This window comes from Gimesia algae, from assembly GCF_007746795.1.
GTDB lineage: Bacteria > Planctomycetota > Planctomycetia > Planctomycetales > Planctomycetaceae > Gimesia > Gimesia algae.
Map to the genome: position 1 here is coordinate 6765166 of NZ_CP036343.1, position 17819 is coordinate 6782984.

The window sequence follows — 17819 nt, forward strand, 5'->3', positions numbered from 1 at the left end:
ATCCACATGAAACTTTTAATCTCACCACAGGGGACGGTGCACTGCGTTTACTCCGAGGAAATTGATCTGGCAACCTTCGGTCGACTGGCCATCTCACGTGGCTCATATGTCGAACCGAATGCAGACGGTCAATGGAATGTGGATCTGTCTCCCGTGGACGGGCCACAGTTGGGACCTTTCGCGCACCGAAGTGCAGCCCTGAAATCAGAAACGGACTGGTTGGAGCAGCATTGGTTGCCGACAGACATCAGTCCCTGAGAATTGACGACATAATTTTGACTACTGGTTTGCCCCGGTCTCGCAAGTTTGTTGCCTGCAGGACCGGGGCTTTTATATTTGAACGCTTACATTTTCAAGGAGACGACTGATGAAACAAGTAGATTTAAATCGGGCCGTTGCCCTGGCAACCGGCGAAAGTATTTCGACCGTGAAACGCCTGGGCTTTTTACTGGCAGAGCCAGATGAGCACATTGATCCTGCAGCAGAAGAGTCAGGGCCGTATGTGATCGACTGGGATGAGTTGGAAACCAATCGACTCAACTCTTTAAGACTAGGGGCACGCCATGAACCAGTGGTGGCCTGATCTTCAAACGAGTGAAAGCTGTCGAACTATCCCAGAGGATCTCAGTGCACGGTCGAATGCACTGTCGGCCCTACGACAAATCATGCACGCCGGTCGCATCAAGGGACGACGTTGTGTGAAAAGTAATACACGCCGTAGGAAACGACGTCGCAAACGACAGACGCTCACATAAACAACCAATGTCAATTTTTATCGAAATTCAATCAGGAACGGAAAGACTTTTATGAAACTTTTATTGATCAACAATGATGGCGGTGGTTTCGCTGATTATATCGACGTCCCCGCTGGAACGACGGTGGCACAACTCTTTGAACAGAAGATGGGGGATGCTGTGGCCCGCGATTACCTGATTCGCGTGAACCGCCAGCCCTGTCCTCCAAATCAGTGTTTACAGGACGGGGATCGGATTTCGATTACTCCCACAAAGATTGAGGGGGCGTGGTCCTAGGTTTGTATTTCCTCAGGCTGTCGGGGCTTCGTTCCCGGCAGCCTGTTTTGAGATCACTTTTTTAAAAGAGGAGACTATGAAATATTCAAAAAAACAATTCTGGCGGGCTGCCAGTCATATTTTTCACTGTCTGGTATCAGAAGAATCTCCGACACAATTAAAACAGCCTTTCGAAGTCTGGTGGCACTGTGATCGATTGATTCAGAAATGTCAGCAGGCACAACGTAGAGGTTGGAATCTGGCTGCTTTAAAACTGGAACGAGAACTGAAAACTAGTCTTGCTCAGCTGATCCAGCAACTAACAACTCTGCACGGCAAATTGTCGTCGGATTCACCACAGCAGATTTCCTCTATTGGGGAGCTCTACGCAGAACTGCTGGCTTTAGAAGAAGAATTTGGTGAGGTGAATCTGGATCTCCGAACGCAGAGCATTTCAGTCATCACAGAACGAATTGAACTGGAGGCCATCTATCTGGGCCCCTTTGAGATTTGCCTTGACTATGGAAACCAAAACACCAATGGATCTCTCCATTACCGGGTGATCGCTAGAGACCCCAATCCGGCAATTACCAATGACGGTGTCACACATCCCCACGTTCAGTCAGAAGTCGTCTGTGAAGGAGAGGGACGATTGGCGATACGCCGTTCACTGGAACAAGGAAGGCTGTTTGATTTTTTCACGATGGTGGCCAGCCTGTTACGAACTTATAACTCCGACAGCCCCTATGTAGCGCTCAGTGACTGGGACAGCGTTGAATGTACCGAGTGCGCTGATGTGATTGCGGCCAACTCACAGACACGCTGTGAAAACTGTGAAATCACACTCTGCACGGGATGTGCTAAAGACTGTTCGGACTGCGATTGTCCGTTTTGCCATGAATGTTTGTCGTACTGTGACAGCTGTCACGGCCAATGCTGTTCGTCCTGTCTGCGACAGTGCATTCAGTGTCATGCCGACTGTTGTCAACGTTGTTTACTTGAAAATGAAAGGTGCTCTGATTGCGATGCACAAGAAATCGAAGAAACGAATGAAGAAAAACAGGAAACCCATACAGCAGAAGCAAAACCAGTTACCGCAACTGCGGTTCAGCCCGACAGCTTGGGCGAAACTGTTGTACCTGCGTAATTATGGAGACACCGAAGTGGGAGGCTTCGGTATCTCTTCAGAGGTCGATCTATTGCTGGTGCAGGATCTGCAACTAGTGGAGCAAACCTGCTCGTTGGCTCATGTGGCCTTCGACGATGAGGCAGTCGCCAACTTCTTTGACGATCAGGTGGATGCAGGTCTGCGTCCTGAGCAGTTTGGTCGGATCTGGATTCACACGCATCCCGGCGATTGTCCCTTACCCAGCCTAACGGATGAAAAAACCTTTGCTCGCGTCTTTGGTCGATCTGACTGGGCTGTGATGTTTATCTTGGCGCGGACAGGGCAAAAATATGCGCGGTTAAAATTTAATGTGGGTCCCACGGCCGAATACGAAATTCCCGTGAAACAGGATTACGCTCACACATTTGCCGGATGCGATCCAGAAAGTTGGGAGGACGAATATTTAAGTCACGTGCATCCGCAACATAATCGTCGTCTACTCCAGTCTGCTTTTGATCAGACCGCAGATTTTGACTGGGAAGAGGACTGGCTCTTTGCTGAAAACGAATTGAAAGGAGAACAAATTTGAATACATTAAATGTGACTACGGATCGTTTCAAAAGACAGAGTGACCTGATCCCAGCAGCACGACTTTCCCATATTACGGCAACCGTCATCGGCGTGGGAGCCATTGGTCGTCAGGTCGCACTGCAACTGGCGGCCATTGGGACACGACAGATTCAGCTGATCGACTTTGACACGGTGGAATCAACTAATATCACGACTCAGGGATATCGAGACCAAGATCTGGGACAGTCTAAAGTAGACGCAACGGCCAGAGCCATTCAGGAGCTTGATGATTCGATTCAAGTAACGGTGACTCCAGATCGTTATCGAGTATCAGTTCCTGTGGGAGAGGCTGTCTTTTGCTGTGTCGATTCTATCTCTGCGCGGGCGGCGATCTGGCGTTCTGTATCCTCTCACTGCCAGCTATTTGTAGATGGCCGTATGCTGGGTGAAGTAATCCGTGTCCTCTCAGTGGCTGCTCCCCACAACGACAACAATTACTATGAATCGACTTTGTTTCACCAGTCCGAAGCCCAAACTGGTCGCTGCACAGCACAAAGTACAATCTACACCGCTAACATCGCTGCAGGCTTAATTCTGCACCAGTTCACACGCTGGCGACGCATGTTACCTTTGGATCGTGACATCACCCTCAGCCTACTCGCAAGCGAGTTGATTCTGGGGCCTGATCCATCTCGGGAAATTTAGAACGTACTAAGACTTCGGCCGCTGACTTCAGTTCAACATTACGATTTGTTACCGCAGCTATAATTGGCTGGAACTGTCTTTGGCTGGCTTCCAGATAACGTTCCCGTAACTGGTCGAGATGGGTGTAATTGGTAATGGCTGCCTTGCTGACAGCATGTCCCATCAAGTACTTCCGATAATATTCTGGCATCCCGGCATTCATCATGGCGGTGCTGAATAGATGACGGAAATCTTTGAGAGTTGCCTTGGCTGGCCAGGATAGCTGGCCAGCCAGGCGATGAAACTCATGCTCAATATGGTCGTATTTAATTCCACCTGCATCGTGGAGTAACTGATCCCGTATCTGCATTCCTTGTTCTGCAGTGAAATTAGCAGTCATCTGACAACGGCGCGAATATTCTTTTGTTAGCTGCTCCAGTGACTGATCTAATAAAGGCGGCTGTTCTGAACCTTCAAAAACAGCACGACGCCGAATCAACAATCCTGTTCCTATATTTTCAGAGCCACCCTCCAGGATCTCCCGGATCGGTTCCAGCAAAGGTAACCTCTTATCACGCCTGCCTTTGGTCGTATAACTGATTTGTGGCAGGCAAATCACCTTTAACCATCCATCTGAAGTCAGGTTTTCCCGGAAAAGAAAGCAAGGTTCCGCAGCCCTCAGACCATAAAAAATCAATAACACAAACAGGTGAAGTTGGTAACTGTCGCACTTTTTCAAAAAATCAACGACCATTGGGATTGTAATATCGGGCTCCCCGAATAGATCTGGGGCAACCGAGGCGGACTGACGAACTTTTCCCTGAAAGGGATTTCGGAAGCCTGATGGCATCAGATTTCCACGATCCGGGTCGGCCGCCCAGATATACATTCCCCGGACCACGTCCTGTACGTAATCAGTCGAAGACATTGTCTTTTTCCGCGTATGGGGGTGCCCATTAGAAGAAACCTGCAGATTCTTTAAGTATGCTTGAAACTGTAAAACTAGATCAGGATTGACATTAGTGATAGATGGGTACGCCGTCGTTATCAATGGCTGTTGGATAAAAGTATGATAATGCTCTAATGCTGAAGCATATCGCCTGACCGTTTTGGGAGCGATTTCACCGGCATCGGCTCGACGTTGTAAGTGATTTTGATAGAGGTCGAGTAGACTCTGGTGCTTTAGTTTTCCTCTCCCCAAACCGGATGAGCGAAAGTGTTTAAGACGCTCCTCGATTTCCCGGGCACGAAATATAGCACTTACCAGATCACCGTCGATCCGTTCTGTGAGATTCTTTTTTGCAGCAGGGTCCCAGAATTGAAGCCGAAAGTAGTCGTTTTGTCTATATATACGTACTTTTTTGGGTGACTCAATTCCGTCCGGGAAATTCTCGATGCGAATCCAGCGATGCTTGGTTTTATATTTCTCACACCAGGTCGAACTTTTCGCATCAGGTTCTACCTGTTTCTGGGAAAAGTCTCCTGGTTGGATGTCGTCTCTTTTGCGAACCATCTTACGTGTCTTTAAACTGCCCTTGAATTTTGATATCGAACAGGTTTCTACCAAGGAAACCCATCAGTTGGGATCAGCTTAAAAATTGGCGTTCACAACTCGCTTACAAAACGCCATAATATTTGTAAGAGTCTGGAAACAGATTAAATAAATTTAAAGATCAGCCTGCGGAGTATCAGAACAATACTATGGACTCTTGGAAACTGGCAGTACGAAGATATCAGGATATAGTTCCGGAAGCGGATATACCGAGGATTAACTTTCCCAGGGAAAAACTTCTGGCCTGGCTCAGGAATGAGGCCTGCCCTGCTGTTGAAGAATATAGCCAGCGTCTAAGGTTTCAAGAATATGCAAACTGGCCACTAATTGCGTTGAATCCCGGAGCAGACACACCGGAACGTCAACTGATCGATTCGCTGGAGCAGGGCATCCTGAAATGCGCCAAAACCCTATCACAGTTAACAAAGGAAGAACTGATTGGTAAAAATCTGGAAGACCAGAATCAGCCTCAATCATACGTCAGAGAAGAAACTGTCGAGATAACTGCTGAAAGAACGACTTGTGTGAAAAGAATAATTGGTAAATCCAATGAGTTAGAAATTGTCCTGTCCCAAGTTGAATATCTGTCTCTAATCAGCGACTTGTCATTAGTAAACAGTTCAGATTATTTTGCCCCAGTACAGGAAATTCCTAAGGATGTTGATGGAAAGAAAGTCCAACGTGGTGAGCTTATAATTGCATTTAATTATGAGTTGGACCCTGTGGGAAATTATATGATCCGTTGTTTGCTGGAACGAGCCCGGCAATGGTATGAACTTTTGTCTAAAACAAGATGCATGATAAAAAAAGCCATCGAAGCAACAGGACGCCCCTATCAACAGTTAGTCGATCAACTTGAAAACGAGTGGAAGAACCTGGAGGCCGACTGGTCGGAATGTCAACATTTGTTAAAAAGCGGTAAAAAGAATCGTTTAATCAACTCAGCAGTCATACTCACCCAGATCTATGCCGCATTTGGACTGAAACCTGAACTGCACTGGCTATCTCTCCCTGATAAATTTCTGAACCACGAAATTGAGTCTATCAGAAACAGGCTGACTGCATTCCTGAATAAAGAGACAACAGACCGGATTGCACATGCTTTGGGAGATTTAAAAAATCTTTATGGCAAAGATGAACAGCAAACCGATGTAGTTGAAGAAGCGATTGCGAACGGCGACTTAGTGTTGATCTCGAAGTCTAAAAAAGCATACTGGGAAAAAAAGAAAATATCTGATCAGATTAGTGGCAGACGATGGGACTTGTTACTTTTATTGGCAAAAAAAGCAAAACGTAGAGCCTGTGTTAGAGAACATGATCTATTTCCAGAAGGCTCAAGCTCGTTATCTGCCATGGCAACATCCTGGAGCCGTTTGAATGAGCGTCTGCCTGAATCGCTCTGGACACTGGTTAAAAACGGAGTTGAGCCACGATCCTACATACTCCGTCTGGATTCGGCCCAAATACACATTTTTTAAAGTCATAGTCCTGTTTTATGTAAAAAACACCGTCGTAATCAATTGTATTCGCCATAGTTGATACTTCAGTTTGCAATTTCAACAAATCCCCTTAAATCAATCTTGCTGTGTCATCTAACTTCTCTGTTTTTATTGACTAATTAACCGCTGAAAGGTGGGTAGTCAGAGAAGAATTTCGGCCAGTATTCTGCGCATCGTAGAATAATTCTTTCATCTCTTCCCTCACTCTAAGTGATGACCTGCAAGGCTGTTGTTGCATTGCCGCCACCAACTCATCTGCCCGTTAAATGTTGCTCGGCTGACTTCTAGATCCTCTTCCTATTCGGAATTAGTATCACTTACTGACCCCGTTCAAAAGATCCATTTTCTGAATCCGACTCCTAACTCTTACAAAATTCTTGCAGCTTTGTAAGAGGTTTGTGAATACAAGTTTCTATCGTTTGAGTCTGGAGAGGCATTCCAGACTCCTTACTTTCAAGGAGCAGTCTATGAATGACACTAAAAACGAACCGACTAACCCAAATGCTGATCTACTCTCAACTCCAGAAAAACTGGACAGAGTGGCAAACCTGATCGCTGAAGGAGAGTTTCCTTTTCCGACTGGTCTTTCACCTGACCAGCAGTTCTTATTAGCGACAGAGGTAAGAAAAAGACGGCATCAAAGGTTGGTCAAATTTATCGCCAGATCAATTGCCAGAGATTTATGGCAAAACATCGAACGACATAATTAAAAGGCAAAGATTATGATTAGACCACAGTACGATCTCAAGAAACTGATCAACTACATTCGCTACGGTCGTATGAGCGACCCTAACCAGAACCCTTCAAGTCCGGATCAGCAATATGATACAATTGATCTTGTATTAAGGAGGTGCGGGTCCGACCATTGGAAACATTTAGCTGACTATCGTGATGATGGTATTTCAGGGCGGTTATTAAGGAAACGACGTGGTTTCCAGAAAATGCTGTTTGATATCAAATCAGGCGTTATCAGTCCTGATGTCATCCTGGTTGATGATATTGACCGGTTTGGAAGAGTGGACGATCTTAAAGAGATCCGTCGTGATTTGTATAACAAGTATGGGGTTCTGATCTTGGATGCAAAATCTAATTTCGAAGATCCCCACACTCCCCAAGGACGTATTTACAACTCAATTGAAGAAATACGCGCTGTTGAAGAGGGGAAAACAAAAGCCCATCGTGTTCTTAGAGGCAAACGGGATGCTATTTCACGCGGTCGATGGTCAGGTGGCAAACCGCCATTTGGTTATCAACTGGAAACTCGTCAAGAAGATACCAATGGCCGTTCTCGTTCTTATAGTATTATTGTTCCTGATCCTGAAACGGCAAGGATTATAGTATTACTATTCCGGAAGGCTGATGAGACCGGTTGGGGACAAGACCGTTTAAGCAAATTTCTCAATAATCATGAAGATGTACCAGAGCATCAAAAACCGTTTCATGGTTCCACTGTTGGATCATGGCTTGATAATGAAATTTATACCGGAAAAATGGTTTGGCCTAAAGTTACTACAGACATCATCAGTGATTGCCGAGTCATTGAAAAAATCCCTGCTGAAGAACAGATGCACGTTGATGACTATTGCACACCAATAGTGGAATACGATGTATTTGATCGAGTCAGGCGAATAAGAAAAGCTCGAGGACAATTACGGAAAGCTGCACTGGCTGAAACCACACCGCAATCAGACAAGCAAATCAAAGCGCCTGCTCCCGGCATGACAATTCGCTATTTATTGACAGGCCTTGTTCGCTGTGGCCATTGTAATAGATCTATGGTTCCAAATCGGGGGGGGAGTTATGTCACGAAAAACAATGAAACTCGCGAATATACGGCTTACACATGCCCAGGACATAGAACTGGGATTTGTTCCAACAATAAAACGATTCCGGAGAAATGGCTTCGTCAAATGGTAATAGATGCCATCAAAATCCGTCTGTTCCCATCATCCTGAGATCTTTGATTCTGGCTACGATGGGATGGTAATTCCATCGTAGCTTCTTTTTTTGAAATGATTCATGTATTAAGGAGAATCGCAATGAATATCGATAGTTTAATCAATTCACAATGGTACCCAGTAATTAAAGATGAAATCCAACAAGAGCTGGAAAATAAATTCAAGAATGATTCGGGCCGTGTGGATTCTCTGTCACACGAACTTGAACGCATATCTAATCAGAAAAAGGGTTGGAAAATTTCTTTATCCGATCCCAACCTTCCACAATCTATTCGTGATGAAATTCATATTGATTATCAGCGGATAGAAAACAGAGAGCGTGATATCCAGCTACAAATTGAACGGCGACAGAAACGAGTAGAGTACATGGCAGAGTTGCTCAATCCCGATCTTGTTGTCGAAAGCCTGAACCGTTTAGACGAAGTGTTGGCTGGTGAAAATGCCACTCGGGGTAATTTGGAATTATCACTACACATTGACCGGATCGAATGTTTCAGAGATGGACATGTTAAAATGAAGATGTGTCGACTGGGATCTCTACCACAATGTCTAGAATTTATGAAGTATAATTCCATTGATTCAGAAGGCGGAGTGGACTCAGCTGCGATCAACCGGCAGGAACATCAGGCAACCCCTCGACGCCGCGCGAAACTACGGGTAGAGTCAATCGGGTCCGAAGGGAAAGAACTGGATACTGCGGCGGCATTTGCCGCAGATCCTGAACGTTTTACCGGTTTAGGTCCAGAATGGTTTGAAGAAATCGAATTTGATGTCCCCCGTGAAAAACACTGGTATCAGATTCACGCTCCTGAGGTCTTTCGTCGACGTCAGGAAGCAGAGTTGCCGTATGCTAAACTGGCCGAAGAATTCGGCGTCACACCTCCCACGGCGCGGGCAGCTGTTCAATATTATCTGGAGACACATCCTGAAGTAAAAGATAATGTCAAGCTTCAGTGTGGTGGAAAGCGGCCTCCTAAGTTTGATCTCTCTCAAATAGGCCCTGAAGCACGAGTTTTATGGGAATCCGGTTGGTCAAAGTTGAAACTGGCAGAAAAGTATGGCTGCTCTCCCCCTACCATCGACAAGGCTTTGGAATGGAGTTACGAGCAGGATGGTCTTTCTATGCCGACTAAGGAAGAGCTGCAGAAAGCAATATCTGTAAAGGCACGAAAATTACTTACCGAAGGTAATTCTCTGGAAGAAATAAGTGATATAATAGATTGTTCTGATGTCACAGCACGTCGTTATTTGAAGATGTCTTTTGAAGCGGAAGGAAAGGCCATGCCTGACTTGCGCCGTAAATCTTCGGGAACATAACAGGTCAAAGTTTTTGTGTCTCTGAGCATGATTTCTGTCATGGCGATCAGTGGATCACTTTTTTGAGGGTTGTTCTGTTTGCCTGTCATACAGACATAGCGACAGGCGAATAGAACAGTCTCCCTCTTTGTGTCAGGGTGAGCCCTGACTGGCCCCTTAATGCTTTTTTTTATCTATCCCGAATTCGGCGTTCGTGGGTACTAATGGCTGGTTTCTTAAGCCAGGAATAGGATCTAAGCTATATCTAGGTCCCTGGTTCAATTTATCCAATCTTCGGGATGCTTTGACCGCAATATAGGGTTTCGAACGCTTAGGGGCCGATTTTTGACGATTCCAACAGACTCTATAACAATGACATAAATCATTTACCCGACAGTAGATGAAGCTCTCTATTATGAAATGAAAGCATTCACGTATAGCATCGATACATGGTCATATACAGGGTGAGATACGAGAAGACTTTCTAAGCAACTATTTACTGCCGTATTCTATTCTTTCTTTCCTTTCAGGTTAGATCGCTGGAATCTCCCGTCTCGATAGAGACATAATGATTCTTGTGTTCCACAACATGTGGGAAATATGGTCTGAGAACTTGACCTTGCCCCCAGAAGTTCCGGCACCGGATTGATACGCCTTCGTTGCGGGGCGTGAACATTCAGCGGTTGTTCGGCTCGCAACGGGCCCTGAAATCGATTGAGGATTTTACCGAGTTCGAGCAGCGGGCCGCTTATTTTGATGGCGACCCCGTGATTGCGACCAAAAAAGGCGTCAACGTTCTGGAACGGGCGAGCTAGGTGCATTTCATGGCGGAGGTTCAGGCGCTGCTCAACTTTCCCCCGGCACCGAAGCTCGATGTGTTTGGCAAACTCGATCCTGCTAAAGCGACGGAATCGGAACTTCGCGGCGAGAAAGTCTTCTCTGGCAAGGCCCGTTGTGCCGAGTGTCACCCGGCTCCTTACTACACGGATAACCTGATGCATGACTTGAAAACGGAGCGTTTCTTCAAGCCACAGATGGTCAATGGGCGGATGGCTGCGATGGACGGTCCGATCAAGACGTTTCCGCTGCGGGGCATCAAGGATTCGCTCCCCTATCTGCATGATGAGCGTTTACTGACACTCGAAGATACGGTTGAGTTGCATAATCTTGTGCTGGGGACTAAACTGACTGCTCAGAAGAAGGCCGATCTGGTGGCATTCTTATTTTGTCTTATCTTTGTCTTACTTTGTCTGTGACGATACTTCCTTGTGTGCCGGTTCTGCTCTCTGCGGGCAGGGCTCGACACGTCTGGTTAATCAAGATTGAACCTCTAAAGGAAAAGCAACGATGGCAAGTGAAGAACTGATCAAGGGACTGAATTTCGCACTGAACCGTGAAGTCTCAACGTTCCTGAGATATATGCTCCAGGGTGCATCGATCAAAGGAGCCGAGTGGGAAGCAGCCCGCCAGATGTATCTGTCTGAAGTGACAGACGAGGTAGGGCACGCTCAGTATCTGGCTAATAAAATCTTGATGCTGGGGGGGACTCCGGAACTCAAACCCGATCTCACACCACCTCCGACCGATGTCAGGACCATGCTGAAAAATGACATTGCCGAAGAGCAGATCGACGTGAAGGGTTACATGGAACTGGCAGGTCTGGCTGAAAAAGAAGGACTGGTTGATCTCAAGATGAAAATGGAGGATCAGGCAGCTGATGAAGCAGGTCATGCTGAAGGGATGCAGAGATTGCTGGGCTGAGGCCTGTTTGAGAATTGTTGCTAAAACTTCATTCGATTTCTGAATAATGAGTTCTTTACTTTTTTATTGGTATCATTGTGCATGAGGCAATAACAGCGATTAATCATTACAAATGGACTATTTTTAATTCTGATTGATTCAGTCATGTATTAGTTAAGAATCGGTACCGATTGAACTGATCTGGCGAGTCAATAAATTCAGGAGACCATGTAATGAATCGGTTGACATTTTTATGCTGTTTCGGACTATTCGCTCTGGCAATCAGTGACCTTAAAGAGACTACTGCAGAAGGAGCAAAAAAAACAGACTTCGTCCAATATGGCAAAATGCATGAGGTGATTGGCAAGCAACAACATCAGGGACGTGTCAAATTCACGAATGTGATCAAGAAACCTCATTTTTATGGTGTAGCAGCGCTGGAATCACTCGCGGATGAGGCAACCATATTTGATCATAATGTCACCCTCACAAGACTAAAACCTGATGGTACTCTCGCCTCAGGTAAGCTTACTCCCAACACACAGGCCGCCTTGCTTGTCGGGGCCTATGTGGACTCCTGGACCAAGCATCCAATTACAGACACCGTCAAATCTGATGATCTGGATATGCTGATTGAAAAAACTGCAAAACAGGCGGGTATCAACACCAATGAGCCGTTTATGTTTGTCATTCAAGGTGACTTCAAAAATGCCCGCTTTCACGTGATCTATGGAGCCTGTCCAATACGCGCCAGAATGCGAAAAGAAGTACTCCCGAAAGAAAAACAACCTTACGAAGCTGACATTCCGAAAGTGACAGGAAAACTTATTGGTGTATTCGCGAAGGATTCTGTGGGGAATATCACACACCCGGCAACTTCAACTCATATGCACCTGCTTTACAAAGATAAACGAAGTGGTGAGATGAGGACAGGACATGTTGAGAGGTTACAGTACAACCAGGGACAACCCTGCTGTTGACGAAGTGAGTGAGAAAAACAGGGCAATCGACTCACTTCCCAAAAAAACATTCCTTTGAAAGACACATTATTTTCAACATTCGTCACGGTCTTGCCTCGTCTTAGGGCAATGCTAACCGTAAGTCATGAAATGAAATAAGCTGTGACACTGATACACATAACAATCTGGCTGTTTATGTTTTTACTCGGAGGAACAGCCGTTGCCGCACTGGTCTGGGCGTTTGCGACCGGCCAGTTACAGGATTTTCAGGCAGGAGCGACCTCGATCTTTGATGAGGACGAACCAGTCGGTGTCATGACGGATGCATTTCCTGACAATGCAGCAGCACTCGAACCTGATCAGTCAATTCCGGATAACTTGAGGAATGATGGAATTAAAGAATGAACTCTGAAGATAACGTTTCAGTCACTCATCCTCGAACAACGGACGCACAACGGCGATTTGAGATTGATCGTTCCTGTCGGGAGGTGGTTGTCTTTTGGTATGTCAGCGCTGTGTGCTGGTTGCTTTTTGGTTCTCTTTTGGCGATGATTGCCTCCATCAAAATGCACACCCCCGGATTTCTAGCCGATGCAGCCTGGTTGACATTTGGACGTGTGAGGCCTGCCCATCTCAATGCGATGATTTATGGTTGGGCTTCCATGTCGGGCGTGGGGACGCTGTTATGGCTCATGGCACGATTGAGCAAGATCAAGCTCCCCTGGAGAGAAATGCTTCTGATCGCAGGCATCTATTGGAATGTATTTGTTGCGATTGGGATCTGGCAGATTCTGGCCGGAAACGGTACCAGCATTGAGTGGCTTGAGTTTCCCTGGTGGATTTCCATTGCATTGGGAGCTGTATTTGCGATCCTGATCGTCTTGGCGGTCAAGATGCTGACGACACGCCGTGAAAAACATCTTTATGTATCGCAGTGGTACCTGCTGGGTGCCACGATCTGGTTTCCGTTTCTGTACATTACTGCGACAGTGCTGATTCATTCCCCCGCGGCAATTGGAGTTGCCAAGGGAACGACGAACTGGTGGTTTGCTCATAACGTCTTGGGATTATGGTTGACTCCGATCGGGCTCGCCTCTGCCTACTATATGATCCCGAAAGTCATCGGGCGTCCCATTTACAGCTACGCGCTTTCCATTCTTGGCTTCTGGACACTCGCATTATTCTATAACTGGGCGGGGACACACCATTTAATTGGCGGTCCGCTACCCGCATGGGTCATCACCGTCGGCACGGTCGGAAGTCTGATGATGTTCGTACCCGTGATCACGGTCGCAGTCAATCATCACATGACAATGGTTAGTCACTTTAAAAAACTGAAATTCAGCCCAACACTGCGATTTACGGTTTTTGGCGCAATGGCCTACACCGTTGTCAGCGTCCAGGGATCATTGACAGCCCTGCGGACAGTCAATCTCACAGGACATTTTACACACTACACCATCGCACATGCTCACCTGGGGGTCTATGCCTTTTACTCGATGGTCGCATACGGTGCCATGTACTATATCATGCCAAGACTCATCGAAAGAGAATGGTATAGCAGCAATCTTATCAAGGTTCATTTCTGGTGTACTGCCGTCGGTATAACCATGTACTGGGTTGGGCTGACCTGGGCTGGCTGGTTCCAGGGTATGATGATGAACAATCCTGATATTCCATTTCTGGATATCGTTCGCTACACGATCCCTTTCCTCTGGTCACGCAGTATTGCGGGGATTTTGATGACGATCGGTCACCTTGCTTTTGCGATACTCGTTTTCAGAATGGTACGTCGAGATGGAGCCTGGCTCGTTGAGCCCACTTTGCTTCGATCGATCAAAAACCAGCAAATGGAGCCAGCACCGCGACTGGAGGGAGCTGACTTATGAATCGTATTTCCGTAATCATCCTTGGAATCTTTGCCGTTGTCATCGCTTCTTTAATGGGATTAGTCATTGTTCCCAACTGGCAGTTTGAAGAGATGCAACCGGTTGAAATCATTTCCGCTGATGGGAGCAAAGCAGTTTATCCCCAGAAATTAGACAGCTGGCGTGAAGCCCCTGGGCGTGAAGTGTATCGCGGACTCGGCTGCATTTACTGCCATTCGCAGCAGGTACGTCCTGAAGGTTTTGGGGCAGACATTGATCGTGGCTGGGGGAGTAGACGCTCTGTCCCACGCGACTATGTGTTTCAGTCTCCTCCTTATCTGGGAACGATGCGCACAGGCCCTGACCTGGCTAATATTGGAATCAGACAACCGATCGAAGAATGGCACCTGATGCATCTATTTGATCCTCAGATCACGTCTCCCGGTTCGACGATGCCCTCTTTCAAGTTTCTTTTTGAAACACATGAAGGTTCAGAACCAATGACTTCCATCGGAATTCCTGCGATTCAACTACCCAAAGCATATACAAAAAAACCAACCTGGATTGTACCAAAGAAAGAGGCGATGGATTTAGTCGCGTATTTTCTGACTCTACATCAGAAATTTGATTTGAAAGATGTCAAATGACCGAGCCAGAACAAAGTGGGAATATGCATGCCCTCAATCCTTTTGAGCAGGAAAATCGCGAGTCCACCGATGTTCCAGAACTGCATCGTGCCGTTCTCCGCGAACAATTTGAACCATCGGAAGGAGAGCAACGCGCGCCACTGTTACTGTTACTCGGAATCATTGCCATGGCGATGTTTGGCGGTTGGTATCTATCTGCCTACGATGGGGATTTCGATCCTCACAATTATGATGGCCCCGATGCTTTTACTTCGACGGGACGGGAGACCGACAATCGGACTCCCAAGGTAATTGACCCCATGTTACTGGGAAAAAGGATTTACAATAACTGTCTCTCTTGCCACCAGCCAAATGGGGAAGGCTTGCCAGGGAAATATCCCCCACTCAATCAGTCAGAATGGGTTGCTGGTGACGATCGGATTCTGGCACGTATCCTGCTCAGTGGACTTACCGGACCTATCACAGTCAAAGACAAGAGATTCAACGGTCAAATGCCGGGATGGGGTCAATTGAGTGATCGCGATCTTGCTGCTCTGCTCACCTATGTACGTGCCTCTTGGGAGAATGAGTTTCCGGCTGTCTCAGAGTCGACCATCACCGAGGCCCGGTCGGAGATCGGAACACGTGAAGCGTGGACGCTCGAAGAGCTGAAATCACTCAAATTACCGGCAAAAGCAAAGAGCGATCAGGATCATGCAGAACCAGAAGCCTCCTCAAAACAGGATCAGAATCGTGAGCTGAAGAAATGAGTTGTTGCCATTCCACCACCGAACCGCCTCGCGAAAGGCCACAGGCATTGCTGCCTGCAGAAGCGACAGATAGACAGTTTCTCTGGCGTGTCATTCGCCTGGTTTTTGCAGCGTTTATAGCCGGGAACAGCATGTTGTTTGCTCTGACATTCAATCTTTCAACCATGGAACCAGCAATACGTCACTGGTTTCTGTTCGGTTTACTGTTTTCCGTGGTCCTGGTTGCTTCACTACTCGCCCCCCCGTTTATAACTGGACTGAAATCAAGCTGGAAACAGCGTCGACTGGGAGTCGAATCCCTGTTCCTGCTGGGGATATCAGGCGCGATTGGAATTTCCCTGAAAGCTGTCTTCACAGATCAGGGACCAGTCTATTTTGAAGTGGTGAATATCCTGCTTGTGATTTACAGTTTTGGGACATTAGTGAAACACAGAACGCAGCAGCACATTGCACACGCCAGTCATTCTCCTTTCGATCACCTGTCGACCTGTGTAATTGAAACCCCGTCCGGGGAGTATCTTCACGTTCCGATCTCACAAGTCCAGAAAAAAGATCGTGTTCGTCTAGCTGCAGGTGAAATGGTTCCTGTTGACGGGTTTATCGTTTTGGGGGAAGCGTTTATTTCTGAAAGCGGCATGACGGGAGAACCCTATATTCGGCCTAAAGCGAAAGGCGATTTCCTTTATGCCACCAGCCTGGTATTAGATGCACCACTGGTCCTGGAGGCAAGCCATTCCGGCTACGTTCGCGAGATTGATGCGATTCAACGGATCATCGAAAAAATCAGACAGACGCCTGGTCACTGGGAGTCAGTCGCCGAGCGGATTGCCAGCTGGTTCACTCCTTTTGTGTGTGCTGTGGCGATTTCCGCATTTATCATCTGGACAACCATCGACAGTGTTTCGACCGGTTTGTTTACAGCTCTGGCAGTGTTACTGGTCGCCTGCCCCTGCGCTTTCGGATTTGCTACTCCGATTACCGTCTGGCAGGCCAACTCAAAAATGTTTGAGCTCGGAATAGCACCACAACGAGGTGATCTCATTGAGCGGCTGGCGGAAATCGATACGATTGCCTTTGACAAAACCGGCACATTGACTGTCGTGGAGCCGATGCTCTCCGCCGTCGATGTTCGGCCGGATTGTCAATGGTCGCGTGAAGAACTATTACAGATTGCCGCTACTATGGAAGCACAATCTCACCATCCGCTTGCCGCGGCCTTTCATTGTGATGACACGAGCCAGTTCACCTGTGATTCATTCAACGCCATACCAGCTGTTGGTATCCAGGCAGTTGTCAGGTGTGACAATCAGCGACACGAAGTCTTTCTCGGGCGCATGCTCAGGGACTCTGATTCGATCAAGGTCAAACACAGTTCGTGGCTTCAGAAACTGCCCACGGCTGACGAGTCAGTCGTTTTTGTGCTGGTGATGAGTATTGACGGAGAGATGAGCGCGCGATTCCAGATTTCAGAGACTGCGTTCGACAGTGTGCCCGGTGGCATGGCATTATTGAAAGAGGCTGGAGTGCAAACACTGATTCTATCTGGGGACAGTTCTCCCCGGGTTCACGGCTTACCTGCAGATATCACGCTGAGAGCAATGTCCCCTCAGGATAAGGCCGATCAGATCCGTCAGTTGAATCAGGAAGGGGCGCACGTACTGTTTGTCGGGGATGGAATTAATGATGCGCTGGCAATGGCGGAGAGTGATATTGCAGTCGCAGTCGCGGAAGGTTCCGAGATCCTGCACGAAGCGGCAGATCAGGTCTGGTATGGAACAGACCTGAGAGTCTTTTCACAGTTGATCGATTTGTCGCGACGGACAATCAAGCGACTCAGCACGACTTTGCGATTCGCACTCGTCTACAACACGATCGGTATGATCGTGGCTGCGAATGGATATTTGCATCCGGTGTTCGCCGCCGTACTGATGCTCGGTTCCAGTTTGTTCGTGGTAATTCGTTCCATGGATCCAGGATCGCCAGCGCCTGTTCGGATTCCACGCGACAGAGACTCCCTGCTGAAGACTCCCAAGACAACACCTGTTCCGAATAGACTTGTTCAGATATCATTCACCCCCTGCTATTCAAAATCGCAACAAGCGAAGCCAAGTAGGTAATCTTATTTTAACGTTTGAAATTCTGAAGACCATGAGTTTTTAATATCGCTGGTAGTTTTGGA

The 17819-nt window shown here is 47.2% G+C and carries 18 protein-coding genes and 1 pseudogene; 18 read left to right on the top strand and 1 reads right to left on the bottom strand.

Going from position 1 to position 17819, the window contains the following annotated elements:
- Positions 1-6 precede the first annotated feature (6 nt).
- The 6 genes from Pan161_RS25435 (at position 7) to Pan161_RS25460 (ending at position 3393) form a co-directional block, all read left to right on the top strand.
- Positions 7-258, top strand: a complete 252-nt coding sequence (locus Pan161_RS25435; protein ID WP_145231562.1) for a hypothetical protein — start codon at positions 7-9, stop codon at positions 256-258.
- A 109-nt stretch (positions 259-367) separates the two neighbouring features.
- The gene (locus Pan161_RS25440) at positions 368-583 is read left to right on the top strand and encodes a hypothetical protein (RefSeq protein WP_145231563.1); all 216 of its coding nucleotides are present in this window, start codon (positions 368-370) and stop codon (positions 581-583) included.
- Positions 584-806: 223 nt separating this feature from the next.
- Positions 807-1031 carry a MoaD/ThiS family protein gene (locus Pan161_RS25445; RefSeq protein ID WP_145231573.1) on the top strand — a complete coding sequence of 75 codons (225 nt, stop codon included), beginning with the start codon at positions 807-809 and terminating at the stop codon, positions 1029-1031.
- 76 nt (positions 1032-1107) lie between these two features.
- Positions 1108-2157 carry a hypothetical protein gene (locus Pan161_RS25450; RefSeq protein WP_145231574.1) on the top strand — a complete coding sequence of 350 codons (1050 nt, stop codon included), beginning with the start codon at positions 1108-1110 and terminating at the stop codon, positions 2155-2157.
- A complete protein-coding gene (locus Pan161_RS25455) occupies positions 2144-2707 on the top strand; it encodes a hypothetical protein (protein ID WP_145231575.1) in 564 nt (187 codons plus the stop codon). Before Pan161_RS25450 ends, Pan161_RS25455 begins: the two co-directional genes overlap by 14 nt.
- Positions 2704-3393 (top strand): HesA/MoeB/ThiF family protein, encoded by a 690-nt coding sequence (locus tag Pan161_RS25460; protein WP_145231576.1) that lies wholly within the window; start codon positions 2704-2706, stop codon positions 3391-3393. The genes Pan161_RS25455 and Pan161_RS25460 overlap by 4 nt, the downstream gene beginning before the upstream one ends.
- On the opposite strand, the gene Pan161_RS25465 is transcribed toward Pan161_RS25460, so the two are convergent.
- Entirely contained in the window at positions 3338-4939 is a 1602-nt protein-coding gene (locus Pan161_RS25465; protein WP_145231577.1) for a tyrosine-type recombinase/integrase, read from the bottom strand. The genes Pan161_RS25460 and Pan161_RS25465 overlap by 56 nt on opposite strands.
- Positions 4940-5073: 134 nt before the next feature.
- On the opposite strand from Pan161_RS25465, the gene Pan161_RS25470 reads away from it, so the two are divergent.
- The 12 genes and pseudogenes from Pan161_RS25470 to Pan161_RS25525 all read left to right on the top strand — a co-directional run bounded on the left by Pan161_RS25470 (position 5074) and on the right by Pan161_RS25525 (position 17757).
- Positions 5074-6402, top strand: coding sequence for a hypothetical protein (locus Pan161_RS25470; RefSeq protein WP_145231578.1), 1329 nt, complete (start codon positions 5074-5076; stop codon positions 6400-6402).
- A 488-nt stretch (positions 6403-6890) separates the two neighbouring features.
- Entirely contained in the window at positions 6891-7133 is a 243-nt protein-coding gene (locus tag Pan161_RS25475; RefSeq protein ID WP_145231579.1) for a hypothetical protein, read from the top strand.
- 12 nt (positions 7134-7145) lie between these two features.
- Positions 7146-8378 (top strand): recombinase family protein, encoded by a 1233-nt coding sequence (locus Pan161_RS25480; RefSeq protein WP_145231580.1) that lies wholly within the window; start codon positions 7146-7148, stop codon positions 8376-8378.
- An 84-nt stretch (positions 8379-8462) separates the two neighbouring features.
- A complete protein-coding gene (locus tag Pan161_RS25485) occupies positions 8463-9698 on the top strand; it encodes a helix-turn-helix domain-containing protein (protein WP_145231581.1) in 1236 nt (411 codons plus the stop codon).
- Positions 9699-10300: 602 nt separating this feature from the next.
- Positions 10301-10933: pseudogene (locus Pan161_RS25490) on the top strand (cytochrome B6); the annotation flags it as partial.
- A 91-nt stretch (positions 10934-11024) separates the two neighbouring features.
- Positions 11025-11438 (top strand): ferritin-like domain-containing protein, encoded by a 414-nt coding sequence (locus tag Pan161_RS25495; protein WP_145231582.1) that lies wholly within the window; start codon positions 11025-11027, stop codon positions 11436-11438.
- Between the two features lie 212 nt (positions 11439-11650).
- Complete coding sequence (locus tag Pan161_RS25500) at positions 11651-12397, top strand: acetolactate decarboxylase (RefSeq protein WP_145231583.1); 747 nt, start codon at positions 11651-11653, stop codon at positions 12395-12397.
- Between the two features lie 141 nt (positions 12398-12538).
- Positions 12539-12781 carry a hypothetical protein gene (locus tag Pan161_RS25505; protein ID WP_232103494.1) on the top strand — a complete coding sequence of 81 codons (243 nt, stop codon included), beginning with the start codon at positions 12539-12541 and terminating at the stop codon, positions 12779-12781.
- Entirely contained in the window at positions 12778-14265 is a 1488-nt protein-coding gene (locus Pan161_RS25510) for a cbb3-type cytochrome c oxidase subunit I (protein WP_145231585.1), read from the top strand. Before Pan161_RS25505 ends, Pan161_RS25510 begins: the two co-directional genes overlap by 4 nt.
- Positions 14262-14891 carry a cbb3-type cytochrome c oxidase subunit II gene (locus Pan161_RS25515; protein WP_145231586.1) on the top strand — a complete coding sequence of 210 codons (630 nt, stop codon included), beginning with the start codon at positions 14262-14264 and terminating at the stop codon, positions 14889-14891. Before Pan161_RS25510 ends, Pan161_RS25515 begins: the two co-directional genes overlap by 4 nt.
- Entirely contained in the window at positions 14888-15640 is a 753-nt protein-coding gene (locus Pan161_RS25520; RefSeq protein ID WP_145231587.1) for a c-type cytochrome, read from the top strand. The genes Pan161_RS25515 and Pan161_RS25520 overlap by 4 nt, the downstream gene beginning before the upstream one ends.
- The gene (locus Pan161_RS25525) at positions 15637-17757 is read left to right on the top strand and encodes a heavy metal translocating P-type ATPase (RefSeq protein WP_145231588.1); all 2121 of its coding nucleotides are present in this window, start codon (positions 15637-15639) and stop codon (positions 17755-17757) included. The genes Pan161_RS25520 and Pan161_RS25525 overlap by 4 nt, the downstream gene beginning before the upstream one ends.
- Positions 17758-17819 lie beyond the last annotated feature (62 nt).

What these genes read in the sequence shown, in the direction of transcription:
- Pan161_RS25435 (WP_145231562.1), top strand. Translation starts at nt 7, where the DNA reads ATGAAACTTTTAATCTCACCACAGGGGACGGTGCACTGCGTTTACTCC.
- Pan161_RS25515 (WP_145231586.1), top strand. Translation starts at nt 14,262, where the DNA reads ATGAATCGTATTTCCGTAATCATCCTTGGAATCTTTGCCGTTGTCATC.
- Pan161_RS25525 (WP_145231588.1), top strand. Translation starts at nt 15,637, where the DNA reads ATGAGTTGTTGCCATTCCACCACCGAACCGCCTCGCGAAAGGCCACAG.
- Pan161_RS25495 (WP_145231582.1), top strand. Translation starts at nt 11,025, where the DNA reads ATGGCAAGTGAAGAACTGATCAAGGGACTGAATTTCGCACTGAACCGT.
- Pan161_RS25440 (WP_145231563.1), top strand. Translation starts at nt 368, where the DNA reads ATGAAACAAGTAGATTTAAATCGGGCCGTTGCCCTGGCAACCGGCGAA.
- Pan161_RS25475 (WP_145231579.1), top strand. Translation starts at nt 6,891, where the DNA reads ATGAATGACACTAAAAACGAACCGACTAACCCAAATGCTGATCTACTC.
- Pan161_RS25520 (WP_145231587.1), top strand. Translation starts at nt 14,888, where the DNA reads ATGACCGAGCCAGAACAAAGTGGGAATATGCATGCCCTCAATCCTTTT.
- Pan161_RS25480 (WP_145231580.1), top strand. Translation starts at nt 7,146, where the DNA reads ATGATTAGACCACAGTACGATCTCAAGAAACTGATCAACTACATTCGC.
- Pan161_RS25485 (WP_145231581.1), top strand. Translation starts at nt 8,463, where the DNA reads ATGAATATCGATAGTTTAATCAATTCACAATGGTACCCAGTAATTAAA.
- Pan161_RS25445 (WP_145231573.1), top strand. Translation starts at nt 807, where the DNA reads ATGAAACTTTTATTGATCAACAATGATGGCGGTGGTTTCGCTGATTAT.
- Pan161_RS25450 (WP_145231574.1), top strand. Translation starts at nt 1,108, where the DNA reads ATGAAATATTCAAAAAAACAATTCTGGCGGGCTGCCAGTCATATTTTT.
- Pan161_RS25500 (WP_145231583.1), top strand. Translation starts at nt 11,651, where the DNA reads ATGAATCGGTTGACATTTTTATGCTGTTTCGGACTATTCGCTCTGGCA.
- Pan161_RS25510 (WP_145231585.1), top strand. Translation starts at nt 12,778, where the DNA reads ATGAACTCTGAAGATAACGTTTCAGTCACTCATCCTCGAACAACGGAC.
- Pan161_RS25470 (WP_145231578.1), top strand. Translation starts at nt 5,074, where the DNA reads ATGGACTCTTGGAAACTGGCAGTACGAAGATATCAGGATATAGTTCCG.